Annotated in this window: 15 protein-coding genes; 4 read left to right on the top strand and 11 right to left on the bottom strand. The window is 63.7% G+C overall.

Features of this window, described 5'->3' with window-relative positions:
• Positions 1 to 56: 56 nt before the first annotated feature.
• Positions 57 to 1,556, bottom strand: a complete 1,500-nt coding sequence (locus AWB72_RS24630; protein ID WP_040053494.1) for an argininosuccinate lyase — start codon at positions 1,554 to 1,556, stop codon at positions 57 to 59.
• A gap of 211 nt (positions 1,557 to 1,767) precedes the next feature.
• On the opposite strand from AWB72_RS24630, the gene AWB72_RS24625 reads away from it, so the two are divergent.
• The 3 genes from AWB72_RS24625 to AWB72_RS24615 are packed head-to-tail and all read left to right on the top strand — an operon-like array spanning position 1,768 to position 3,924.
• Positions 1,768 to 2,835, top strand: coding sequence for a hypothetical protein (locus tag AWB72_RS24625; protein WP_143754682.1), 1,068 nt, complete (start codon positions 1,768 to 1,770; stop codon positions 2,833 to 2,835).
• 17 nt (positions 2,836 to 2,852) lie between these two features.
• Entirely contained in the window at positions 2,853 to 3,698 is an 846-nt protein-coding gene (locus AWB72_RS24620) for a hypothetical protein (RefSeq protein WP_244285735.1), read from the top strand.
• Between the two features lie 43 nt (positions 3,699 to 3,741).
• Positions 3,742 to 3,924, top strand: coding sequence for a hypothetical protein (locus AWB72_RS24615; RefSeq protein WP_040053492.1), 183 nt, complete (start codon positions 3,742 to 3,744; stop codon positions 3,922 to 3,924).
• A gap of 96 nt (positions 3,925 to 4,020) precedes the next feature.
• On the opposite strand, the gene AWB72_RS24610 is transcribed toward AWB72_RS24615, so the two are convergent.
• The 5 genes from AWB72_RS24610 to AWB72_RS24590 all read right to left on the bottom strand — a co-directional run bounded on the left by AWB72_RS24610 (position 4,021) and on the right by AWB72_RS24590 (position 9,607).
• A complete protein-coding gene (locus AWB72_RS24610) occupies positions 4,021 to 5,070 on the bottom strand; it encodes an SDR family oxidoreductase (protein WP_040053491.1) in 1,050 nt (349 codons plus the stop codon).
• A gap of 385 nt (positions 5,071 to 5,455) precedes the next feature.
• A complete protein-coding gene (locus AWB72_RS24605; RefSeq protein ID WP_159459403.1) occupies positions 5,456 to 6,763 on the bottom strand; it encodes an MFS transporter in 1,308 nt (435 codons plus the stop codon).
• A gap of 107 nt (positions 6,764 to 6,870) precedes the next feature.
• A complete protein-coding gene (locus AWB72_RS24600) occupies positions 6,871 to 7,722 on the bottom strand; it encodes an NAD(P)-dependent oxidoreductase (RefSeq protein WP_040053490.1) in 852 nt (283 codons plus the stop codon).
• A 2-nt stretch (positions 7,723 to 7,724) separates the two neighbouring features.
• Positions 7,725 to 8,726, bottom strand: coding sequence for a transketolase family protein (locus AWB72_RS24595; RefSeq protein WP_040053489.1), 1,002 nt, complete (start codon positions 8,724 to 8,726; stop codon positions 7,725 to 7,727).
• Positions 8,723 to 9,607 carry a transketolase gene (locus tag AWB72_RS24590; protein WP_052450157.1) on the bottom strand — a complete coding sequence of 295 codons (885 nt, stop codon included), beginning with the start codon at positions 9,605 to 9,607 and terminating at the stop codon, positions 8,723 to 8,725. The genes AWB72_RS24595 and AWB72_RS24590 overlap by 4 nt, the downstream gene beginning before the upstream one ends.
• 180 nt (positions 9,608 to 9,787) lie before the next feature.
• Between AWB72_RS24590 and AWB72_RS24585 the strand changes: the two genes are divergently transcribed.
• Entirely contained in the window at positions 9,788 to 10,678 is an 891-nt protein-coding gene (locus AWB72_RS24585) for a LysR substrate-binding domain-containing protein (RefSeq protein ID WP_040053488.1), read from the top strand.
• Here the strand turns inward: AWB72_RS24585 and AWB72_RS24580 are convergent.
• The 5 genes from AWB72_RS24580 to AWB72_RS24560 are packed head-to-tail and all read right to left on the bottom strand — an operon-like array spanning position 10,673 to position 17,423.
• Complete coding sequence (locus AWB72_RS24580) at positions 10,673 to 11,629, bottom strand: D-2-hydroxyacid dehydrogenase (protein ID WP_040053487.1); 957 nt, start codon at positions 11,627 to 11,629, stop codon at positions 10,673 to 10,675. The two genes, AWB72_RS24585 and AWB72_RS24580, sit on opposite strands and share 6 nt — an antisense overlap.
• Before the next feature lie 22 nt (positions 11,630 to 11,651).
• Complete coding sequence (tkt, locus tag AWB72_RS24575; protein WP_040053486.1) at positions 11,652 to 13,631, bottom strand: transketolase; 1,980 nt, start codon at positions 13,629 to 13,631, stop codon at positions 11,652 to 11,654.
• A gap of 58 nt (positions 13,632 to 13,689) precedes the next feature.
• The gene (locus AWB72_RS24570) at positions 13,690 to 15,552 is read right to left on the bottom strand and encodes a TRAP transporter large permease (RefSeq protein WP_040053547.1); all 1,863 of its coding nucleotides are present in this window, start codon (positions 15,550 to 15,552) and stop codon (positions 13,690 to 13,692) included.
• 5 nt (positions 15,553 to 15,557) lie between these two features.
• The gene (locus tag AWB72_RS24565; RefSeq protein WP_084593142.1) at positions 15,558 to 16,598 is read right to left on the bottom strand and encodes a TRAP transporter substrate-binding protein; all 1,041 of its coding nucleotides are present in this window, start codon (positions 16,596 to 16,598) and stop codon (positions 15,558 to 15,560) included.
• A 60-nt stretch (positions 16,599 to 16,658) separates the two neighbouring features.
• Entirely contained in the window at positions 16,659 to 17,423 is a 765-nt protein-coding gene (locus tag AWB72_RS24560; protein WP_040053485.1) for an SDR family NAD(P)-dependent oxidoreductase, read from the bottom strand.
• Positions 17,424 to 17,440 lie beyond the last annotated feature (17 nt).

The raw sequence follows: 17,440 nt of genomic DNA, 5'->3' as shown, positions 1-17,440 counted from the left end.
ACGCAGCGCCTGCCTTGTTTAAACCTTCAATATTCATGCTGCCGAGAAGTGCAGAATCATCGATCGGACAGGAGCTTGTCGAAGTCACGATCGAGGCCGGCCAGCGATGAATCGATCCTGGCGCGCTCTTCTTTCACCCATTGGCTGCGTTGCGCGAGCTTCGCTCTCGCCGCGGTCAGCATGCGCTCCATCTCCGCGGGTTGCGGACCACCGATGGTTCGCCGGTTGTTGACGATTGCGATCGGATCGAGCGTTGCCCGAAATTCTTCCTGGCTCATCGGAAGCACGCCATCGCCGTAACCTTTAGTGGTTTCAGCATAGATTCGCGTGGCTTGCTCGTATGGAAAATCACTCGGCTTGATATTGTTCGCTCTCGCGTATTCGACGATCTCCGACGCAAAGTGGTGTCCTAATCGGAAAGGCAGCTTGTACTTTCGCATCAGCACATCGGCGACTTCCTGCGATGCGGTCCAATCGTTGTTCAATTCGTCCAGCGCTCTGCCTTGATCGATCACCAGCGCCTTGAGAATGTCATCCCACTTTCTCAGGACGGTTATGGCGCTGTTCACCATTTCCTTGTTGTCCCTGACTTCCTTTGCGTCGGGCATGCCGGGGGGCAGATTGTGTGCGCGAATGACCGGCCCCATCGCGAGCGTAATGGCGGTCGATGCGTCAGCCCGTGTGGAATTCAGCAGGCCGGGGTTGCGCTTCTGAGGCATGGCGCTGGAAACGTAGGTATTCGCGCCGCCTTCCTGAAGAAGAATCCACGGGCGCGGCTGCGCATATTGCGTCATGACGTCCTCGATGAAGCTGCCCGCATGAAGCGCGATTTCCGTGACGATCGATCCGACTTCGACCGGGTGATCGACCGCGGCAATCTGATGGGCGTCGTAGGCGTTGTCGACGATATCGGGGAAGCCGAGATAATGGGCCATGCGAACGCGGTCCAGTGGCCAGCTCGTGCCGTTGAGAACCGTTGTCCCCATCGGAGAGAGATCGATGCGCGCGTACGCTTCACGGATGCGCTGCGCGTCACGATCGAGCGCGGCAGCGTAGCCGAGGAAATAGTGGCCGTAACTGTTCGGCTGGGCTGCAACCCCGTTGGTGTAATTCGGCACGATGGTGCGCTCGTGCTTCGCGGCCAGCGTGACGATTGTCGCGGACGTCTTGTCCAGTTGCTCGGCGAGGCGGAGCATGTCGTCGCGCAAGATGGCCGCGCGATAAGTGGCATGCATGTCCTGACTCGAGCGTCCGGCGTGCAGGAGGGTGACGTCCATCCCGGCAGCCTGAATCAGCAGCGGCTCGAAGGTGATGACGGTGGCGGGGCGCTTTCCGCCGGGTTGATCGCCGTCGTGAAGGACTTTGGCGAGACTCGCCGCGATGCCAGGCGCCAGCGTTTTGTCGAGCAGGCCCTCCTGAGTATTGATGACCGCAGTAGCCTTGTTGATTTCCCCCAGCCAGTAAAACTCGTCCCGGTTCGTTGTCTGCTGCGCGCTAGCGGGCAAAGCATGGAGAAGAAGCGTGATGACGAACGGTACTACCTTCATTCTGGGCATGGTCTCGATGTCCTTGTCGTTCGGGCTTAGTGCTGTAACCGGAGACGGCGATTCTAATCGCAGGGCCTTCGCCTGATGACATCGGAGTGCGATTCGCACGGCGCGGGCGACATTCGTGCCGCACTCTGCGCCGGTGAGCTATTGATTTATGCGTTTACATTAAGTTACCATTTGTCACACCTTCGTAACGCATTCAGTGCGCTTTCGAACGGTGAAACATGAACAACAAAAAACTAACAAACGGGGATCGTTTATGTCTGTCAGCCCGATGAGAGGCGTCTTTGCTGGCTTGGTTAGCGCGGGTTTGTTGGCGGCTTGTGGCGGCGGTGGCGGTGGCAGTACGCCCGCGTCGAACGCGAGCGCCGCACCTGTCGGTGCCATTACCGCTACGAACGCAACCGAGACGGTGGCGTATGCCTATTCAGGCGTATCGGATCTTGGCACTCAGAGCCAGGCTGGGGCATCGCTTGCGACGGGGGTCTCCGTCGACACGCCCACTGAAAGCGTGCTCACAGCTTCGCTGGCCCAGCTCTATAAAGGCGTTGCGGTACAGCCCGCCAATAATCTGGCAACTGGCGTAACGGCTTCGAGCTCGGGTGCTTGCGCGGGAGGAGGATCGATCTCCGTTACCGTCACCGAAGCAGTGCAGGGGGTCGTCAGCAATGGCGACAGCATGTCGATCAGCGCGAGTAACTGCTCCGAAAACGGTGCGGTCATCAACGGCCAGCTCGCATTTACGTTCAGCAATCTGTCTGGCTCGATTGGTTCGAGCGCGGCATGGGGCGCTACGCTGAGCATCAAGTACACGAATTTCACGCTCAAGAGCGGTGGCGCCACTATCGCTAACAATGGCGATATGACCTTGAGCTACAACCAGTCGAAGTACCAGGTCGCCACGGCGGTTATCAGCGGATCCTCGCTGCAGATGGACCTGACCAAGAGCGACGCATCCTTCGTCAGCCGCAAACTCACGGCCTATGCCATGACCGCCTCGGTCAACGGCAGCAACAATACGTCGAGTGCGAACTTTACGTTGACCGGCAGTTCACCGAAGGTAGGTAACGTGAGTTTCGTCGTGAAGACGAATACGCCGTTTGCAGCGGTCGGCACAGCGAACCCGTCAGTTGGATCGATGACCGTGACTGCGGGGAATAAGAGCAGTGCCACACTCACTGCAATCGATAGCACCAACGTGAAGATCGACATCGATACGAACGGCGACGGTGTCATCGACCAGACGCTCAACACGACCTGGGCTGACCTGAGAAGCCGAACCTGATCGGATTTTCCAGATCGATGGGCGCGTTCACGCGCCCATTTTTATTTTATTCTGCCGCCAAGAAGTTGCATGTCATGAGGCAATTCGCTCTACTCGCCATTCTCGTCACTGGCGTGGTCGCAAGTAAGTCGGTCGAAGCGCAATGGCAGTTCTCCGGCGCAGCGGGAGTTCGGTACGTCGCCACGGATGAATTCGACTCCGATGGGAAGAAGCTCGTGGCAGAGCACGGCTATCTGCCGGGCCTGGAATTAAAGGCTGATTATCGAAAAGCAGGTTGGCGATTCACGTTCGGCGGCGAAGTCTATGGAGGCAATATTTCCTACGACGGGCAAATGCAGAGCGGAATGAGTTTCTCGACCACGACGAGAACGAGACAGCTGCGCATCAACGCACAAGCGGGACGCTATATCTCCGATGCAACGTTACTGGTTGCGGGCGCGGAGTGGGATTACTGGAAGCGGGATATTCAAGGGCGCGGCACTACCCTGGGACTGGGCGAGGAATACAACTCCTGGCGATTCATCGCTGGAGCCGAAACACGCGTGCTGCGAATGTCATGGGCCGATATCGATATGACGGGCTTGCTCGTCGTTTCTTCGCCCGAGCATTTGCAAGTGAGCTTCGACAATCAGTTGTTCGACCGGGCCACGCTATCGACTAAACCGGGGATCGGCGCACGGTTGGCAATTGAAGTGCATCCAAAAGCGTTTTCGCGCGTCACGATTGAGAGTGACTTTGAATGGATGCGTGTCAAACGCAGCGACACAGCCATATTGACCAAGGGCGGTGCTCCAGTCGGGACCGTGGCGCAACCAGAGCATGTACGCAAAGCCATTGGATTGAAGGTGCGGTACCGCTTCTGATCCGCGCATCGGCACGGCGGCAAGCGCGGCGGGACGCCGTCAAATGGAAGAGGTCAGCAGGCCGGCGCGGACCTATGTCCATGAACCGATGACCGACTTGCCCGACGGCAATGCCGCTTTTCCGTCGGACATCGACAAGTCCTGTCAGCGGCTGATTCCCGAGTCTCGCAAGCAGATCGTGCAACGGCTCGATAAAAAATTCTTGCCTGAATTCATCGCTCAGTGAACGTTGCACTGGTCGCAATCAACGCGACCATTACCTTCGGTCCTGCTCGCGTCGAGGGCAAGTCGCTCCGGCCGAGTCTTGCCCCACGGATCGCGCTCAGGGAATTGCCTTTCGCTCGCGAAATTCCTCGAAAAGACGCAGAAACATGTCCGTGCTATCGACGACATCGTGAAACCCGGCCTGCCGGATTTTCGTCGTGCTCGATATCACATCCCAGTCGCAGCGAAAGATGAAGTCGCCGAAGCCCCAGGCGGCGACATGCTCGTACGGAACGTCGACGAGACCGTGCTTCTTCACCATGCGCTCCCACAGCGGCCCCTTGTCCGCCATGTACTCGCGCAGGCTGATGGTCTGAGGCTCGGCGAGCGGCATGTCGAAATGATCGGCGATGGCGGGCCACAGCTGGTCCCAGCGGAACACGTCGCCATTGGTGAGGTTGTAGCTCTCGCCGCCCGGCGCGCCGGTCGCGGCCCACACCGAACCGCGTGCAAGCTGCGCGGCGTCGGTGACTTGCGCGAGCTTGCCATAGCAGGTGGCGGTGCCGGGAAAGCGCAGCGGCAAGCCGAGTTCCTTGCTGATCGCTGCATAGACGGCGATGACCATCGAGAGATTCATCGGATTGCCGAGCGCGAAGCCGCACACTACGTCCGGCCGAAGCACGACCGCATCCCACCGTTTGCCCGCCGCCTCCTGCAGCAGCCAGTCTTCCATGTCGTAATAGAAGTTGGGCGGCATGTGACGCGCATCGTCTTCGCGCGCGGGCGTCTTGAAGCGCCCGAGATGCGCGCCGTAGTACTTTGCGCCCTCGTACAGCACGACGCGCTCGAGCGCCGGCGAATTCTCGGCTGCCACGCTGACGAGATTGCGCAGCATACCGAGGTTCACGTCGATGAGCGCCTGCGGCGTGGGCTTCTCCTGATACGCCGCGTGAAAGATGTGCGTGACGTCGTGAATATCGCCCAGCTTCGCGCGCACGTCGTCGGGATCGAGCAGATCGACGGCGATGTGCCCGCCGGGCTTCGCCTCGTCCGGCGTGCGTCGAGACAAACCGATGACGTCCCATTCAGGCAGAGAAGCGAGATGATCGACGAGTTGACGCCCGATCACGCCGACGCCACCCGCCACGAGTGCTTTGTACCGTTTCATGCATGGCCTCGAGGATGAAGTGCTTGGCGCTCTGAGTAGCAATCGGCGCACCAACATCTGCGAGGCTGTGCGGCTCGGACCGGTCAGCGGACAGCAACGCAACGCCTGTCGCCGCCGCCGCCGCTTGCGCTCGAACGCGTGCACGGCGGCGGCTTTCGAACGCGACGTTGGCCGGGCAAAGCCACACCCGACGCCTTCACGTTTCTAGCTGTTGCCGTCCGGTCATTGTCATCGGGCGGGCCTGGCGTCCTTGTATTCGACCGCGGACTGGCTTTGCGTCGCTCAAAGCAGCAGCACATGATGGCGAGCGTTTCTGCGGCACGCCCTTGCCGAAAAGCGAAAAAGCCCGCCAGGGAAGGGCGGGCTTGCCACGCGCGGAAAGATACTAAGCCGCGAAGCGCCGATCCGCGCTGTGCCGCAGATCGCGTTTCTCCAGCACGGCGGGCGCGGTCTCCTTCATCGCCAGCGCACAGCATGTCGAGATCACGCCGAGCACGGAGAACATCAGCGCCGGACCGATCCAGCCGAACGCGCCGTACATGCCGGTGGCGATGATCGGCAGAAGACCCGCGATCACCGACGCACCGTTATAGCCGAGCGAAATGCCCGACGAGCGCACGTTGGCCGGAAACTGCTCCGAGAACCAGCTTGCTTCGACCGCGAAAATTGGATCGTGGCTGAAGAGCAGGGACAGCGCGACCGCGACGATCACCATGATGACCGCGCCGGTGTTGATCAGCATGAACATCGGCACGCCGAAGGCGATGGTGAACAGCGCGCCCATCATGAACACCGGACGGCGGCCGATCCTGTCGCTCAGCGCGCCGTAGATCAGGTGGCTCACGAGGCCGAGCGCGGAGCCGATCAACGTGCCCCACAGGATATGGCGCGTGGTCGACACATGCGCGAGCGCCACATACGACAGCATGAAACTCGTCGTGATGTAGTAGCCGCCGGTCTCCGCCATGCGCAGGCCGACGATCTTCAGAATGCCGCGCCAGTCGCTCCTGATGACTTCGAGCGCCGGTTGCTTCATCACCTTGTTCTCGGCTTTCACCGCTTCGAATGCCGGCGACTCGGACACGCTCATCCGGATGAAGATGCCGATCGCGACCATCACGAAAGACATCAGGAATGGCATGCGCCAGACCCAGTCGCCTTCGAAGAGCGCGCCCGACAAAAGGAACGCGCCGTTCGCAAGGAGCAGGCCGAGCGGAATGCCCAGTTGCGGCACCGCGCCGAAGAAACCACGGCGCTTCTCCGGCGCGTGTTCACACGCCATCAGCACCGCGCCGCCCCATTCAGCGCCGAAGCCGACGCCCTGCACCATGCGCAGCAGGATGAGCAGGATCGGCGCGAGCACGCCGGCTTGCGCGTAAGTCGGCAGGAAGCCGATCAGCACGGTCGCGCCGCCCATTGCCACGAGCGACCAGAACAGCACGGCCTTGCGGCCCAGGCGATCGCCGTAGTGTCCGGCGAGATAGCCGCCGAACGGACGCATGAGAAAGCCGATGGCGAGCGTCGCGAACGACGCCAGAATGCCGACGATCGGCTCGGTCGTATGAAAGAATATCTTGCCGAACCACGCGGCGGCGGCCGTGCCGTAGATGAAGAAGTCGTAGCTCTCGACCGCCGAGCCGATCATCGACGCGACGGCCACCTTGACCGCGCGGTCTTCGTTGTTGCTGCTCATGTCGTGGTGTCTCCGATACATCAACCAGCCGCCTGCGGGAAGCGAGGCGGCCGAGAATGCGTTGCGCTTCGCCGAGCGCTTTCAACGCGACAAATGGCGTCCCGATCTCAGGACTTCTCCCAGGTTTCTATCACGCGGCTGTCGTCGCGCAGGCCGAGTCCCTTGTCGGCGGCTTCGTGATAACGCGCGTTGGCGATCGAAAGCAGCGGCACATCCGCGCCGCAGGACTTCGCGGCATGGGCGACGAGATCGCTGTCTTTAACGAAAATGTTGATCGAGCTGGTCACGTTCACGTCCGTGCCTTGCAGCATGCGCGGACCGCGATCCGAAAGCATCCACGAGCCCGCCGCGCCTTTCTCGACGAGTTCGAGCACGGCCGCCGGATCGAGGCCGAGCGAGCGCGCCAGATTCAGCGCTTCGGCCGCCGCGACGATATGCACCGAGCACAGATGCTGGTTCACGACCTTGATCGCCTGCCCGTCGCCGAGCTTCGGGCCGGTGACGCGCACGCTGCCCATCGCGTCGAGCACGGGGCGCGCGGCGTCGATGTCCGCCTGATCGCCCGATGCGAAGATCACGAGCTGGCCGGTCTTCGCACGCGCGGTGCCGCCGGTCACGGGCGCATCGACGACGCGCGCGCCTGCCGCCGCAAGGCGTTTGCCTTGCTCGCGCACCGCATCCGGACCGACCGTCGACATGACGACCCAGGTCTGGTTGTCGAGCTTCGTGCCGACGCTCTCGACGAGCGATGCGAGCTGCTGCGGCGTCGCCACCATCGCGACGACGACGTCCGGCGCAGGCGCGGCCGCGAAACTGTCGACGGCGGCAAGACCGCTCTCGCGCGCCATGTCGAGCGCTCGGGGCGACAGGTCGACGCCGGTCACGTCGTGGCCCGCGCCCTTGATTCGCAGCGCCATCGGCAGACCGATCGCACCGATCCCAATGAAAGTCACGTTCATGATTACTTGAGCCAGTGTTTGATGTTTTCCACGATGGATGCCGTCGAAATGCCATAGCGGTCGTGCAGCGTCGGCAGCGCGCCCGCATCGAGAAACTGGTCGGGCAGGGCGATCTGACGGAACTCCGGCATCACGCGATGACGCACCAGTGCGCTCGTCACGGCGTCGCCCAGACCGCCGATCACGCTGTGGTTCTCCGCGACGATCACGAGCCGTCCCGGCTTCCTGCATTGCTCGATGATGGTCGCCTCGTCAAGCGGCTTGATGGTCGGCACGTGCAGCACGCCGACGCTCGCCGAGCCGTCATCCAGCGCCTGCGCTGCTTCGAGCGCGCGCATGGTCATGATGCCGGACGAGACGATGAGCACGTCCGCGCCGTCGCGCAGCATCTTCGCCTTGCCGAGTTCGAAGCGGTAGTCGTAGTCGTCGAGCACGGCGGGCACCTTGCCGCGCAAGAGACGCATGTAGACCGGGCCTTCGTGCGCCGCGATCGCGGCGACGGCCTGTTCGGTGTCCAGCGCGTCGCATGGGTCGATCACGGTCATGCCGGGAATCGCGCGCATCAACGCGAGGTCTTCGGTCGCCTGGTGGCTCGGGCCATAACCGGTCGTGAGTCCGGGCAGCGCCGCGCAGATTTTCACGTTGAGGTTCTCTTCCGCGATCACCTGGTGGATGAAGTCGTACGCGCGGCGCGTGGCGAACACGGCGTAGGTCGTCGCAAACGGAATGAAGCCTTCCTTCGCCATGCCGCCCGCCGCGCCCATCAACAACTGCTCGGCCATGCCCATCTGAAAGTGACGCTCGGGGAACGCCTGGCTGAAGATGTGCAGGTCGGTGTACTTCGACAGATCGGCCGTCATGCCGACGATGTTGCGGCGCTTCTCCGCTTCCGCGACGAGCGCGTGGCCGAACGGCGCGGGACGCGTCTGCTGGCCTTCCGATGCGATCGACGCGATCATCGCGGAGGTCGTGAGGCGTGGTTTCTTTTCAGCGACGGCGCTCATGCTGCGTCTCCTTGTGCTGCTGCGTGGTGTTGATCGAGCACGGCGATCGCCTGCTGCCATTCTTCGGGGTCCACCCGGATGAAGTGATTCTTCTCGCGCGCCTCCAGAAACGGCACGCCCTTGCCCATCAAGGTGTCGAGCAGGATGACGCGCGGCTTCGCCTCGTTCAGCGACCGGCAACGGTCGAATGCCGCGACCAGCGCGGGCATGTCGTTGCCGTTCACGCGCTCGACGTGCCAGCCGAACGACGCGAACTTGTCCGCGAGCGGCTCGAAGGCGAGCACGTCGTGCGACGGGCCGTCCGCCTGCTGGCGGTTGATGTCGACCATCGTGATGAGATTGCCGAGGCCGTGATGCGCGGCGGACAACGCGGCTTCCCACGTCGCGCCTTCATCGAGCTCGCCGTCGGACATCGAGTTGTAGACGAATGCCGGATTGCCCTTCAGACGGAGACCGAGCGCCATGCCGACGGCGATCGTCAGCCCCTGCCCGAGCGAGCCGCCCGAGATTTCCATGCCCGGCGTGTACGTGGCCATGCCGGACATGGGCAGGCGCGAGTCGTCGGAGCCGTACGTTTCCAGCTCTTCCTCGGGGATCACACCCGCTTCGATCAGCGCGGCGTAAAGCGCGATCGCGTAGTGGCCGTGCGAGAGCAGAAAGCGGTCGCGGCCTTCCCATTCGGGATCGGCGGGGCGGAGGTTCATCGCGTGGCACCAGGCGACGGCGAGGGCATCGGCGAGTCCGAGCGCCTGGCCGATATAGCCCTGGCCCTGCACTTCGCCCATGCGCAGCGCGAAGCGGCGAATGCGGTAAGCGTGATCGGCGAGTTTGGCGAGTTGCGCTGGGCGCGAGCCGGCTTGCGGCTCGGCCTCGGTAATCATTGTCATGGCTGTTCCTGCGGACGGAAGAGAAATCCTCGACAACCTCCGAAAGCTGCAGTTGTCTCCTGTTCAGCAATCGGGCAGTGTGGAAACGAGGTTGGCAAAATTTAGCCTTGACAGCCGGCGCTGACAAAAGAAAAGATTGCAGCAACTGATGAACACCATTCACGAATCCCGCGCATGAACGTCTTCCGCAAGGTTCCGCTCTCGTATATCCGGGTTTTCGAGGCTGCCGGCCGCACGCTTTCTTTCGCGGATGCTGCTCGCGAGCTGAATCTGTCGCCCAGCGCGGTCAGTCATTCGGTGCGCAAGATGGAAGATCTGCTCCGGACCAGGCTCTTCCTGCGCAGCACGCGGGAAGTGCGCCTCACGCGCGAAGGCGCGATGCTGATGGAGCACATCCAGCGCGGCATGGACGAGATGCAGCGCGGCTTTGCGCTGCTGGCGAGCGACGAGCGCACGCCGCTGCGGCTGCACACCGCGCCGAGCTTCGCGACGCAATGGCTGCTGCCGCGGCTCGCGGGCTTCGTGCGCGATCACCCGAACATCGACTTGCGCTTTTCCGCGAATACCGACTACGCGCGCTTCGACGACGACTTCGATCTCGACATCGTCTATGGCGAGCCGAAGCCTTCACCGCACGAAAAGATTCCGCTCGTGCTCGAAGGCCTAGCGCCCTTGTGCACGCCGGCGCTCGCGGAGCGCATCCGCGAGCCGCAAGATCTGTATCACCTGCCGCTGATCCAGTGCGAAGTGCAGATGTATCAATGGAAAGGCTGGTTCGAAGCCAACGCGCTTCCGCCGCCGACGCACTACGGCCTGCGCTTCGACCGCAGTTCGATGGCGATCGCCGCCGCCGTCGACGGTCTCGGCGTCGTGCTCGAATCGACGTTGCTGTCCGAGCGCGAGCTGCAGCGCGGCGAACTCGTGCGGCCGCTCGCCGGATCGGCAAAAGAAGTGGAGTACGTGGGGCACTACCTCGTGCATCCGCGCAGGGCGCATCGGCACGAGGCGTTCGAGACCTTCAAGGCGTGGCTGCTGAACGCGCTCGGTATCGTCGAGCGGTCATGACACCACGTTGACCGGCGCGCCCGCGACGAACGCCGCGACGTTGTCCATCAGCTGATCGGCGAGCGACTGCTGCGCTTCGTCCGACGCCCACGCGACGTGCGGCGTCACGATCACGTTCGGCCGGCCGGCGATGCGCATGAGCGGGTTGTCGGGCGCGGGCGGCTCCGTCGTGAGCACGTCGAAACCGATGCCGCTGATGAGCCCTTCGTCCAGCGCCGCGGCCAGCGCGGCTTCGTCGACCAGTCCGCCGCGCGCCGTGTTGATGATGAGCGGCCTCTTCTTCATCGCGCGGAATTCGGCCGTCGACAGCATGCCGCGCGTCTGCGGCGTGAGCGGGCTATGGATCGTGATGACATCGCTCGTCGCGAGCACTTCGTCCCACGGCGTGTAGAGCGGCCCCAGTCCATCGCGTCCTTTATGCGCCGCGAAAACCGGCTTCATGCCGAACGCTTTCGCGATTTCGGCGACGCGCTGCCCGAGCACGCCTTCGCCGATGATGCCGAGCGTGGCGCCGCCCAGATCGCGTATCGCGTGATTGAAGAAGCAGAACTGGCCGAATTTCCGCCACTCGCCGTTCAGCACGTCGTCGCGGTATGCGACGAGGTTGCGGCGCAACGCGAGCATCAGCGCGAAGGTGTGCTCCGGCACCGTGTTCACCGCATAGCCGCGAATGTTCGATACGACGATGCCGCGTTTCGCGCACGCCGCCTTGTCGACGACGTCCGTGCCCGTGGCGGCGACCGCGACGAGTTGGAGCGTGGGCACCTGCTCGATGACGTCGGCGGTGATCGCGACCTTGTTCGTGATGACGATGCTCGCGCCCGCGAGGCGCGCCGCGACCTGATCGGGCGCGGTGCGGTCGTATTCGACGAGTTCGTGTTCGAATGCGGGGCGCCTGAGCGTGATTTGCGGAGCGAGCGTTTCGCGGTCGAGAAAGACGATCTTCTGCATGACTATGTCCGGAATTGACGATTCAAAGATGCCGCTGCGCCTGTGCGACGACATGCGCGGGCGTGATGCCGAAGTGCTCGTACAACGCCTCGGCCGGCCCCGATGCGCCGAAGCCGTTCATGCCGACGAAGCCGCCTCGATCGCCGAGATAGCGGTCCCATCCGAAGCGCACGGCCGCTTCCACCGCGACGCGCACGGTGCCGGCGCCGAGCACGCTTTGCCGATAATCCGCGTCCTGTTCGTCGAAGAGTTCGCAGCAGGGCATCGACACGACGGCCGTCGGAATGCCCGCCGCCTGCAACTGCTCGCGCGCGGCGAGCGCGATGGCCACTTCCGAGCCGGTCGCGATGAGCGTGACGCGGCGCTCGCCGCCAACGGCCTTCGCAAGCACATAGCCGCCCCGCGCGCTGAGATTCGCCGCGTCGTGCGAGCGGCGCACGAGCGGCAGCGTCTGACGGGCGAACACCATCGTGCTCGGGCCGGTCCTGTGCTCGTAGGCGAGCATCCAGCATTCGGCGGCTTCGACGGCATCCGCGGGACGAAACACGCGCATGTTCGGCATCGCGCGCAGGGACGCGAGGATTTCCACCGGCTGGTGCGTCGGCCCGTTCTTGCCGACGCCGATCGAGTCGTGGCTGAAGACGAACTTCACCGGCAGACCCATCAGCGCGGCCATGCGCATCGCGGGGCGCTCGTAGTCGGAAAAGGCCAGATAGGTGACGGCGAGCGGCACGATGCCGCCGTGCGCGGCCATGCCGTTCGCCATCGCGCCCATGACGTGCTCGCGCACGCCGCAATGCACGTAGGCGCCGCCGCGGTCTTCTGCATTGAACCCGCGCAGGCTGCGCTTGTGGCTCGTCGGCGCTTCGAGGTCCGCGCAGCCGACCACGCGCTCGGGCAGCACGTTCGCGAGCAGATCGTTGATCTCCGCCGAGATCAGGATTCCGCCGGGCGCTTCGTCTCTCTTCTGCGCATCGCGCTTGTACGTTTCGAGCGTGTCTTTCCAGCCTTCCGGCAATTCGCCCGCCATGATGCGCTCGAACTCCGCACGCGTTTGCGACGGCAACGACGCGACGCGCTCGCGCCACGCGCGATATTCGCCTTCGCTGCGGCGGCCCGCATCGCGCCAGGTTTTCAGCACGTCGGCGGGAATCTCGAACGGCGCGTGCGGCCAGTTCAGTTCGTTGCGCGCGGCGTCGGCGTCCTTTTCGAAGAGACGCCCGCTGTGCCCGCCGCGCTGGCCTTGCAGACGCGCGATGCCGCGTGCGATCACCGTGCGGCACGCGATCATCGAGGGCCGCGCGTCTTGCTTCGCTTCGTCGAGCGCGCGGGAAACCGCGTCCAGATCGTGGCCGTCGACTTCGATCACATGCCAGCCCGCCACGCGAAAGCGCGCGCTCACATCCTCGCTGATGGATAGCGACGTGCTGCCGTCGTCGGTGATGCGGTTATCGTCCCAGCACAGAATGAGCTTGCCGAGCTTCAGATGCCCCGCGAGCGAAATCATTTCCTGTCCGACGCCTTCCTGCAAACAGCCGTCGCCGACGAACGCGTACGTGTAGTGATCGACGATGCCGTCGCCGAACTTCGCGTTCAGATACGCCTCCGCGACGGCCATGCCGAACGCGTTCGCGATGCCTTGCCCGAGCGGGCCGGTCGTCACTTCGATGCCCGACGCCGTATCGAACTCGGGATGCCCTTCGCAGTGCGAGCCCATCTCGCGAAACGTCCTGATCTGATCGATGCCGAAGTTCGCATAGCCGGTCAGATGCAGCACGGCATAGAGCAGCATCGAGCCATGTCCGTTGGACAGCACGAAGCGGTCACGGTCGGGCCATTGCGGATCGGCGGGATTGAACTTCATGTGGCGCGTGAAGAGCGCCGTGGCGATCTCGGCCATGCCGAGCGGCACGCCCTGGTGGCCTTCGCCCGCGCGCACGATCGCATCGATGGCGAGGAAGCGGATGGCGTTCGACAGCGCTGGCGTGTCGATGGAAGACATGACTTCTCCTTGCCGCTCCGTGAAAGGAGCGGCATCAACGAGTTCGAAAGGGATTGACTTACTTCAGGAAGCCCGTGGAAATCCACGGAATGGCGGCGACGAGAATCAGGCCGACGATCAGCGCCGCGATATAGCCGAGGATCGGCTTCATGCCTTCGTCGGGATGAATGCGGCTCACGGCGCACGCCGAGTAATAGCCGACGCCGAACGGCGGCGCGAACAGGCCGACGCCCATCGACAGGATCACGACCATCGCGTAATGCACGTCGTTGATGCCCATTTGCCGCGCGATCGGAAACATCAGCGGGCCGAACAGCACGATTGCCGGAATGCCTTCGAGCACGCTGCCGAGCACGATGAACACGAGGATCGAGGCCGCCATGAACATCCATCCGCCGCCGGGAAGCGCCGCCATCGCGCGCGCGAGCTGGCCGGAGAAGCCGGATTGCGTGAGCGCCCACGCCATGCTCGTCGCCGCGCCGATGATGAGCAGGATCGCGCCGGACAACGCGGCGGTGTCGATCAGCATCGGCTTGAGACGCGCCCATTCGAAGCGGCGATAGATGAGCAGGCCCGCGAGCACTGCATATGCGATGCCGATGGTCGAGACTTCCGTCGCGGTCGCGACGCCTTCGACCACCGCCGCGCGAATCACGAACGGCAAGGCGAGCGCGGGCAGGGCGATGGCGAGCTTGCGCAGGATCTCGCCGCGCGACGCGCGTTTCACGTTCGACAGATCGTCCACGCGATAGCGCCACCACACGACCGCGCACAAGGTGATCGCGAGCACGATGCCCGGCAGCATGCCGCCCGTGAACAGCGCGGAAATCGACACGCCGGTCACCGAGCCGAGCGTGATGAGCACGAGACTCGGCGGAATGGTTTCCGTCTGCGCGCCCGTTGCCGCGAGCAGCGCCACGAGATCGCCGGGCTTCGCGCCGCGCGCCTTCATCTCGGGGAACAAGACGGGCGCGACGGCGGCCATGTCGGCGGCTTTCGAACCGGAGATGCCGGAGACGAGATACATCGCGCCGACGAGCACGTACGACAAGCCGCCGCGCACGTGACCGAGCAGGCTCGCGAGGAACGCGATCATCGCGGCGGCCATGCCGGTCATCTCGATCAGTTGTCCGAGGAACACGAAGAGCGGCACGGACAGGAGGATCAGATGCGACATGCCTTCGTCCATGCGCCCGACCACGACTTCGAGCGGCGTGCTCGTCGTGAGCGCGAGATAGCCGAAGGTCGCAAGCCCGAAGGAGAACGCGATGGGCACGCCCGACAGCACGCACAACGCCACGAGTCCGACGAAGAAGATCAGAAGGTTCAGATTGCCGAGATCCTTCAGCATCGGACTCGCCGCGTAGAACGCGCCTGCGATGGCCGCGACCACCGCGAGCGCGCCGAGCACGAGCTTCCGGTCGCCGACGCGCACGAGCCGCACGCACGCGACGAGCAGCATCAGGCCCGAGCCGATGGGCAGCGCGGCCGCGCGCCACGAGTTGGAAATGCCGAGCGCGGGCGTCGTGATGAACGCTTCGTCCTGCGCGAAGTCGATGGCAGGGCCGATCACCATCGCGAGGAAGGCGAGGGGCGCCGCGATCGCGACGACATCGAGAAACGCGCGCATGCCGGGCGACGCCATGCCGACGAGCGCCGTCATCCGCATGTGCTCGCCGCGCCGCAAGGCGACGACCGCGCCGAGCATCGCGAGCCAGAGGAACAGCATCGAGGCGAGTTCGTCGGACCAGACGAGCGGCGTGTGCAGCGCATAGCGGCTCGTCACGCCGGCGAGCAGCACGACGATCTCGGCCACGACCAGCAGCGCTGCCGGAATCTCGACGAGATGGCCGAGCACGGTATCGAGTTTCGCCGCGATACCGCGATGCGGCGCCGGATGCGGAAGCGGAACCGTCTGCATGATTTTCATACCAGTTTGCCGGTGTACTTTTCGAGCACGCCCCAGCCTTGCTCGCCGTACTTCGATTTCCAGTCGGTATAGAAGCTCGTTTTCTTCAGCGCGCCGCGGAACGCTTCACGATCTACCTCGACGATGTTGATGCCCTTGCCCTTCAGGTCGTCGCGCAGGCTCGAATTTAGCTTCGCGATATCCGCGCGCTGATTCATGCCGGCCGCTTCGAACTCGCGCGTGACGATCGCGCGCATGTCGGCGGGCAGCTTCTCCCACGCGCGGCGGTTGCCGAGAATCCAGTACGCGTCCCACACGTGCGACGTGAGGCTGATGGACTTCTGCACTTCGTAGAGCTTCGCCGTCGCGATGATCGGCAACGGGTTTTCCTGACCTTCGACCACGCCCGTCTGCAACGCGGAATACAGTTCGTTGAAGTTGATCGGCGCGGGACCGGCATCGAGCGACTTGAAGAGCGACGTGAGCATCGGCGCTTGCGGCACGCGAATCTTGAAGCCCTTCAGATCGGCGGGCGTCTTCACGACGCGCGTGGACGAACTCACTTGCCGAAAGCCGTTGTCCCACGGCTTCGACACCGCGATGATTCCCGACTTCTCGATCTGCTGGCGGATATAACCGCCGAGATCGCCGTCCATGGCTTTCCAGACGGTGTCGTAGTCGGGAAACGCGAAGCCCGTGTTGACGATGCCGGCGGCGGGCGTGAGTGTCGCGAGAATCGACGATGCGAGATTGAAGAACTCGACGCCGCCGCTGCGCACCTGCGAGAGCAGGTCGGTGTCGGAGCCGAGCTGATTGGCGGGAAAGAGCTTGATGTCGAGCCTGCCGCCGGTCGCTTCGCGGATCTTGTCGCAGGCCTGCTGGCCGCGAATGTTCACCGGATGCGTCGGGTCCTGACCCGTCGCGAGCTTGTACGAGAACTCGGCCGCCGATGCGCGGCGCGTCGTGATGGCGAACAGCGGAGCGGCCGCGGCGATGGTCGCGCCCGTCTTCAGGAACGTACGCCGGTCGATGCCGCTGTCTTTCGTGCGAGTGGTCATGGTGTGCTCCTCCAAACCGGGTGATGTCGATATAAGTGTTGTTATTCGATGCCGCGCGTTTCAACCGTGAATCAGCATGCCTCCGTTCACGTCGATGACGGCGCCCGTAATGTACGAGGAAATCGGCGCGGAGAGAAAGAGAAATGCGCCGGCGACGTCGTCGGGCACGCCCAGACGATTGAGCGGAATGCCGGCGAGAATCTCGACGCGTTTTTCGTCGCTGATCTTGCCGGCGTTGATGTCGGTCTGAATGAGGCCCGGCGTCACGCAATTCACGCGGATGCCGTCGACGCCGAACTCGCGCGCCATCGCCTTGGCGAGACCGAGCACGCCTGCCTTCGCGGCGGAATAGTGCGGGCCGCCGAGAATGCCGCCGCCGCGCTGCGCCGATACCGACGACATGCAGCCGATCGAGCCGCCGCCGTTGCGCTTCATCACCGGGACGACGGCTTGCGACAGATACAGCACGCCGCGCAGGTTCACGTCGAGAATGCGGTCCCAGCTTTCGGAGTCGATGTCGAGCAGCTTCGCGGCCTGCGTGACGCCCGCGTTGTTGATGAGAATGTCGATGCCGCCGAAGTCCGTGACGATGCGATCCACGGCGGCGTCGCACGCGGCGCGGTCGGTCACGTTGCAGACATAGCCGCGATGTTCCGGGCCGATGCTGCCGGCCGCTTCGCGCGCGGCGGCTTCGTCGAGATCGAGAATGGCGACTTTCGCGCCGTGCTTCGCGAACATGCGCGCCGTCGCCATGCCGATCCCGCGCGGCGATGCCGCTCCGGAAATGACGGCGACCTTGCCTTCGAGAAGACGCGACTCTGACATGATTTGAATCTCCAGTG

The sequence above is a fragment of the Caballeronia concitans genome (genome assembly GCF_001544615.1).
Lineage (GTDB): Bacteria > Pseudomonadota > Gammaproteobacteria > Burkholderiales > Burkholderiaceae > Caballeronia > Caballeronia concitans.
Note: the sequence above shows the minus strand (reverse complement) of the source record. Positions and strands in the feature narration are given on the sequence as shown.

Coding starts and splice junctions, on each gene's coding strand:
- AWB72_RS24620 (WP_244285735.1), top strand. CDS start 2,853: ATGGGCGCGTTCACGCGCCCATTTTTATTTTATTCTGCCGCCAAGAAG.
- AWB72_RS24615 (WP_040053492.1), top strand. CDS start 3,742: ATGGAAGAGGTCAGCAGGCCGGCGCGGACCTATGTCCATGAACCGATG.
- AWB72_RS24630 (WP_040053494.1), bottom strand. CDS start 1,556: ATGCCCAGAATGAAGGTAGTACCGTTCGTCATCACGCTTCTTCTCCAT.
- AWB72_RS24605 (WP_159459403.1), bottom strand. CDS start 6,763: ATGAGCAGCAACAACGAAGACCGCGCGGTCAAGGTGGCCGTCGCGTCG.
- AWB72_RS24600 (WP_040053490.1), bottom strand. CDS start 7,722: ATGAACGTGACTTTCATTGGGATCGGTGCGATCGGTCTGCCGATGGCG.
- AWB72_RS24595 (WP_040053489.1), bottom strand. CDS start 8,726: ATGAGCGCCGTCGCTGAAAAGAAACCACGCCTCACGACCTCCGCGATG.
- tkt (WP_040053486.1), bottom strand. CDS start 13,631: ATGTCTTCCATCGACACGCCAGCGCTGTCGAACGCCATCCGCTTCCTC.
- AWB72_RS24565 (WP_084593142.1), bottom strand. CDS start 16,598: ATGACCACTCGCACGAAAGACAGCGGCATCGACCGGCGTACGTTCCTG.
- AWB72_RS24570 (WP_040053547.1), bottom strand. CDS start 15,552: ATGCAGACGGTTCCGCTTCCGCATCCGGCGCCGCATCGCGGTATCGCG.
- AWB72_RS24590 (WP_052450157.1), bottom strand. CDS start 9,607: ATGATTACCGAGGCCGAGCCGCAAGCCGGCTCGCGCCCAGCGCAACTC.
- AWB72_RS24585 (WP_040053488.1), top strand. CDS start 9,788: ATGAACGTCTTCCGCAAGGTTCCGCTCTCGTATATCCGGGTTTTCGAG.
- AWB72_RS24580 (WP_040053487.1), bottom strand. CDS start 11,629: ATGCAGAAGATCGTCTTTCTCGACCGCGAAACGCTCGCTCCGCAAATC.
- AWB72_RS24610 (WP_040053491.1), bottom strand. CDS start 5,070: ATGAAACGGTACAAAGCACTCGTGGCGGGTGGCGTCGGCGTGATCGGG.
- AWB72_RS24560 (WP_040053485.1), bottom strand. CDS start 17,423: ATGTCAGAGTCGCGTCTTCTCGAAGGCAAGGTCGCCGTCATTTCCGGA.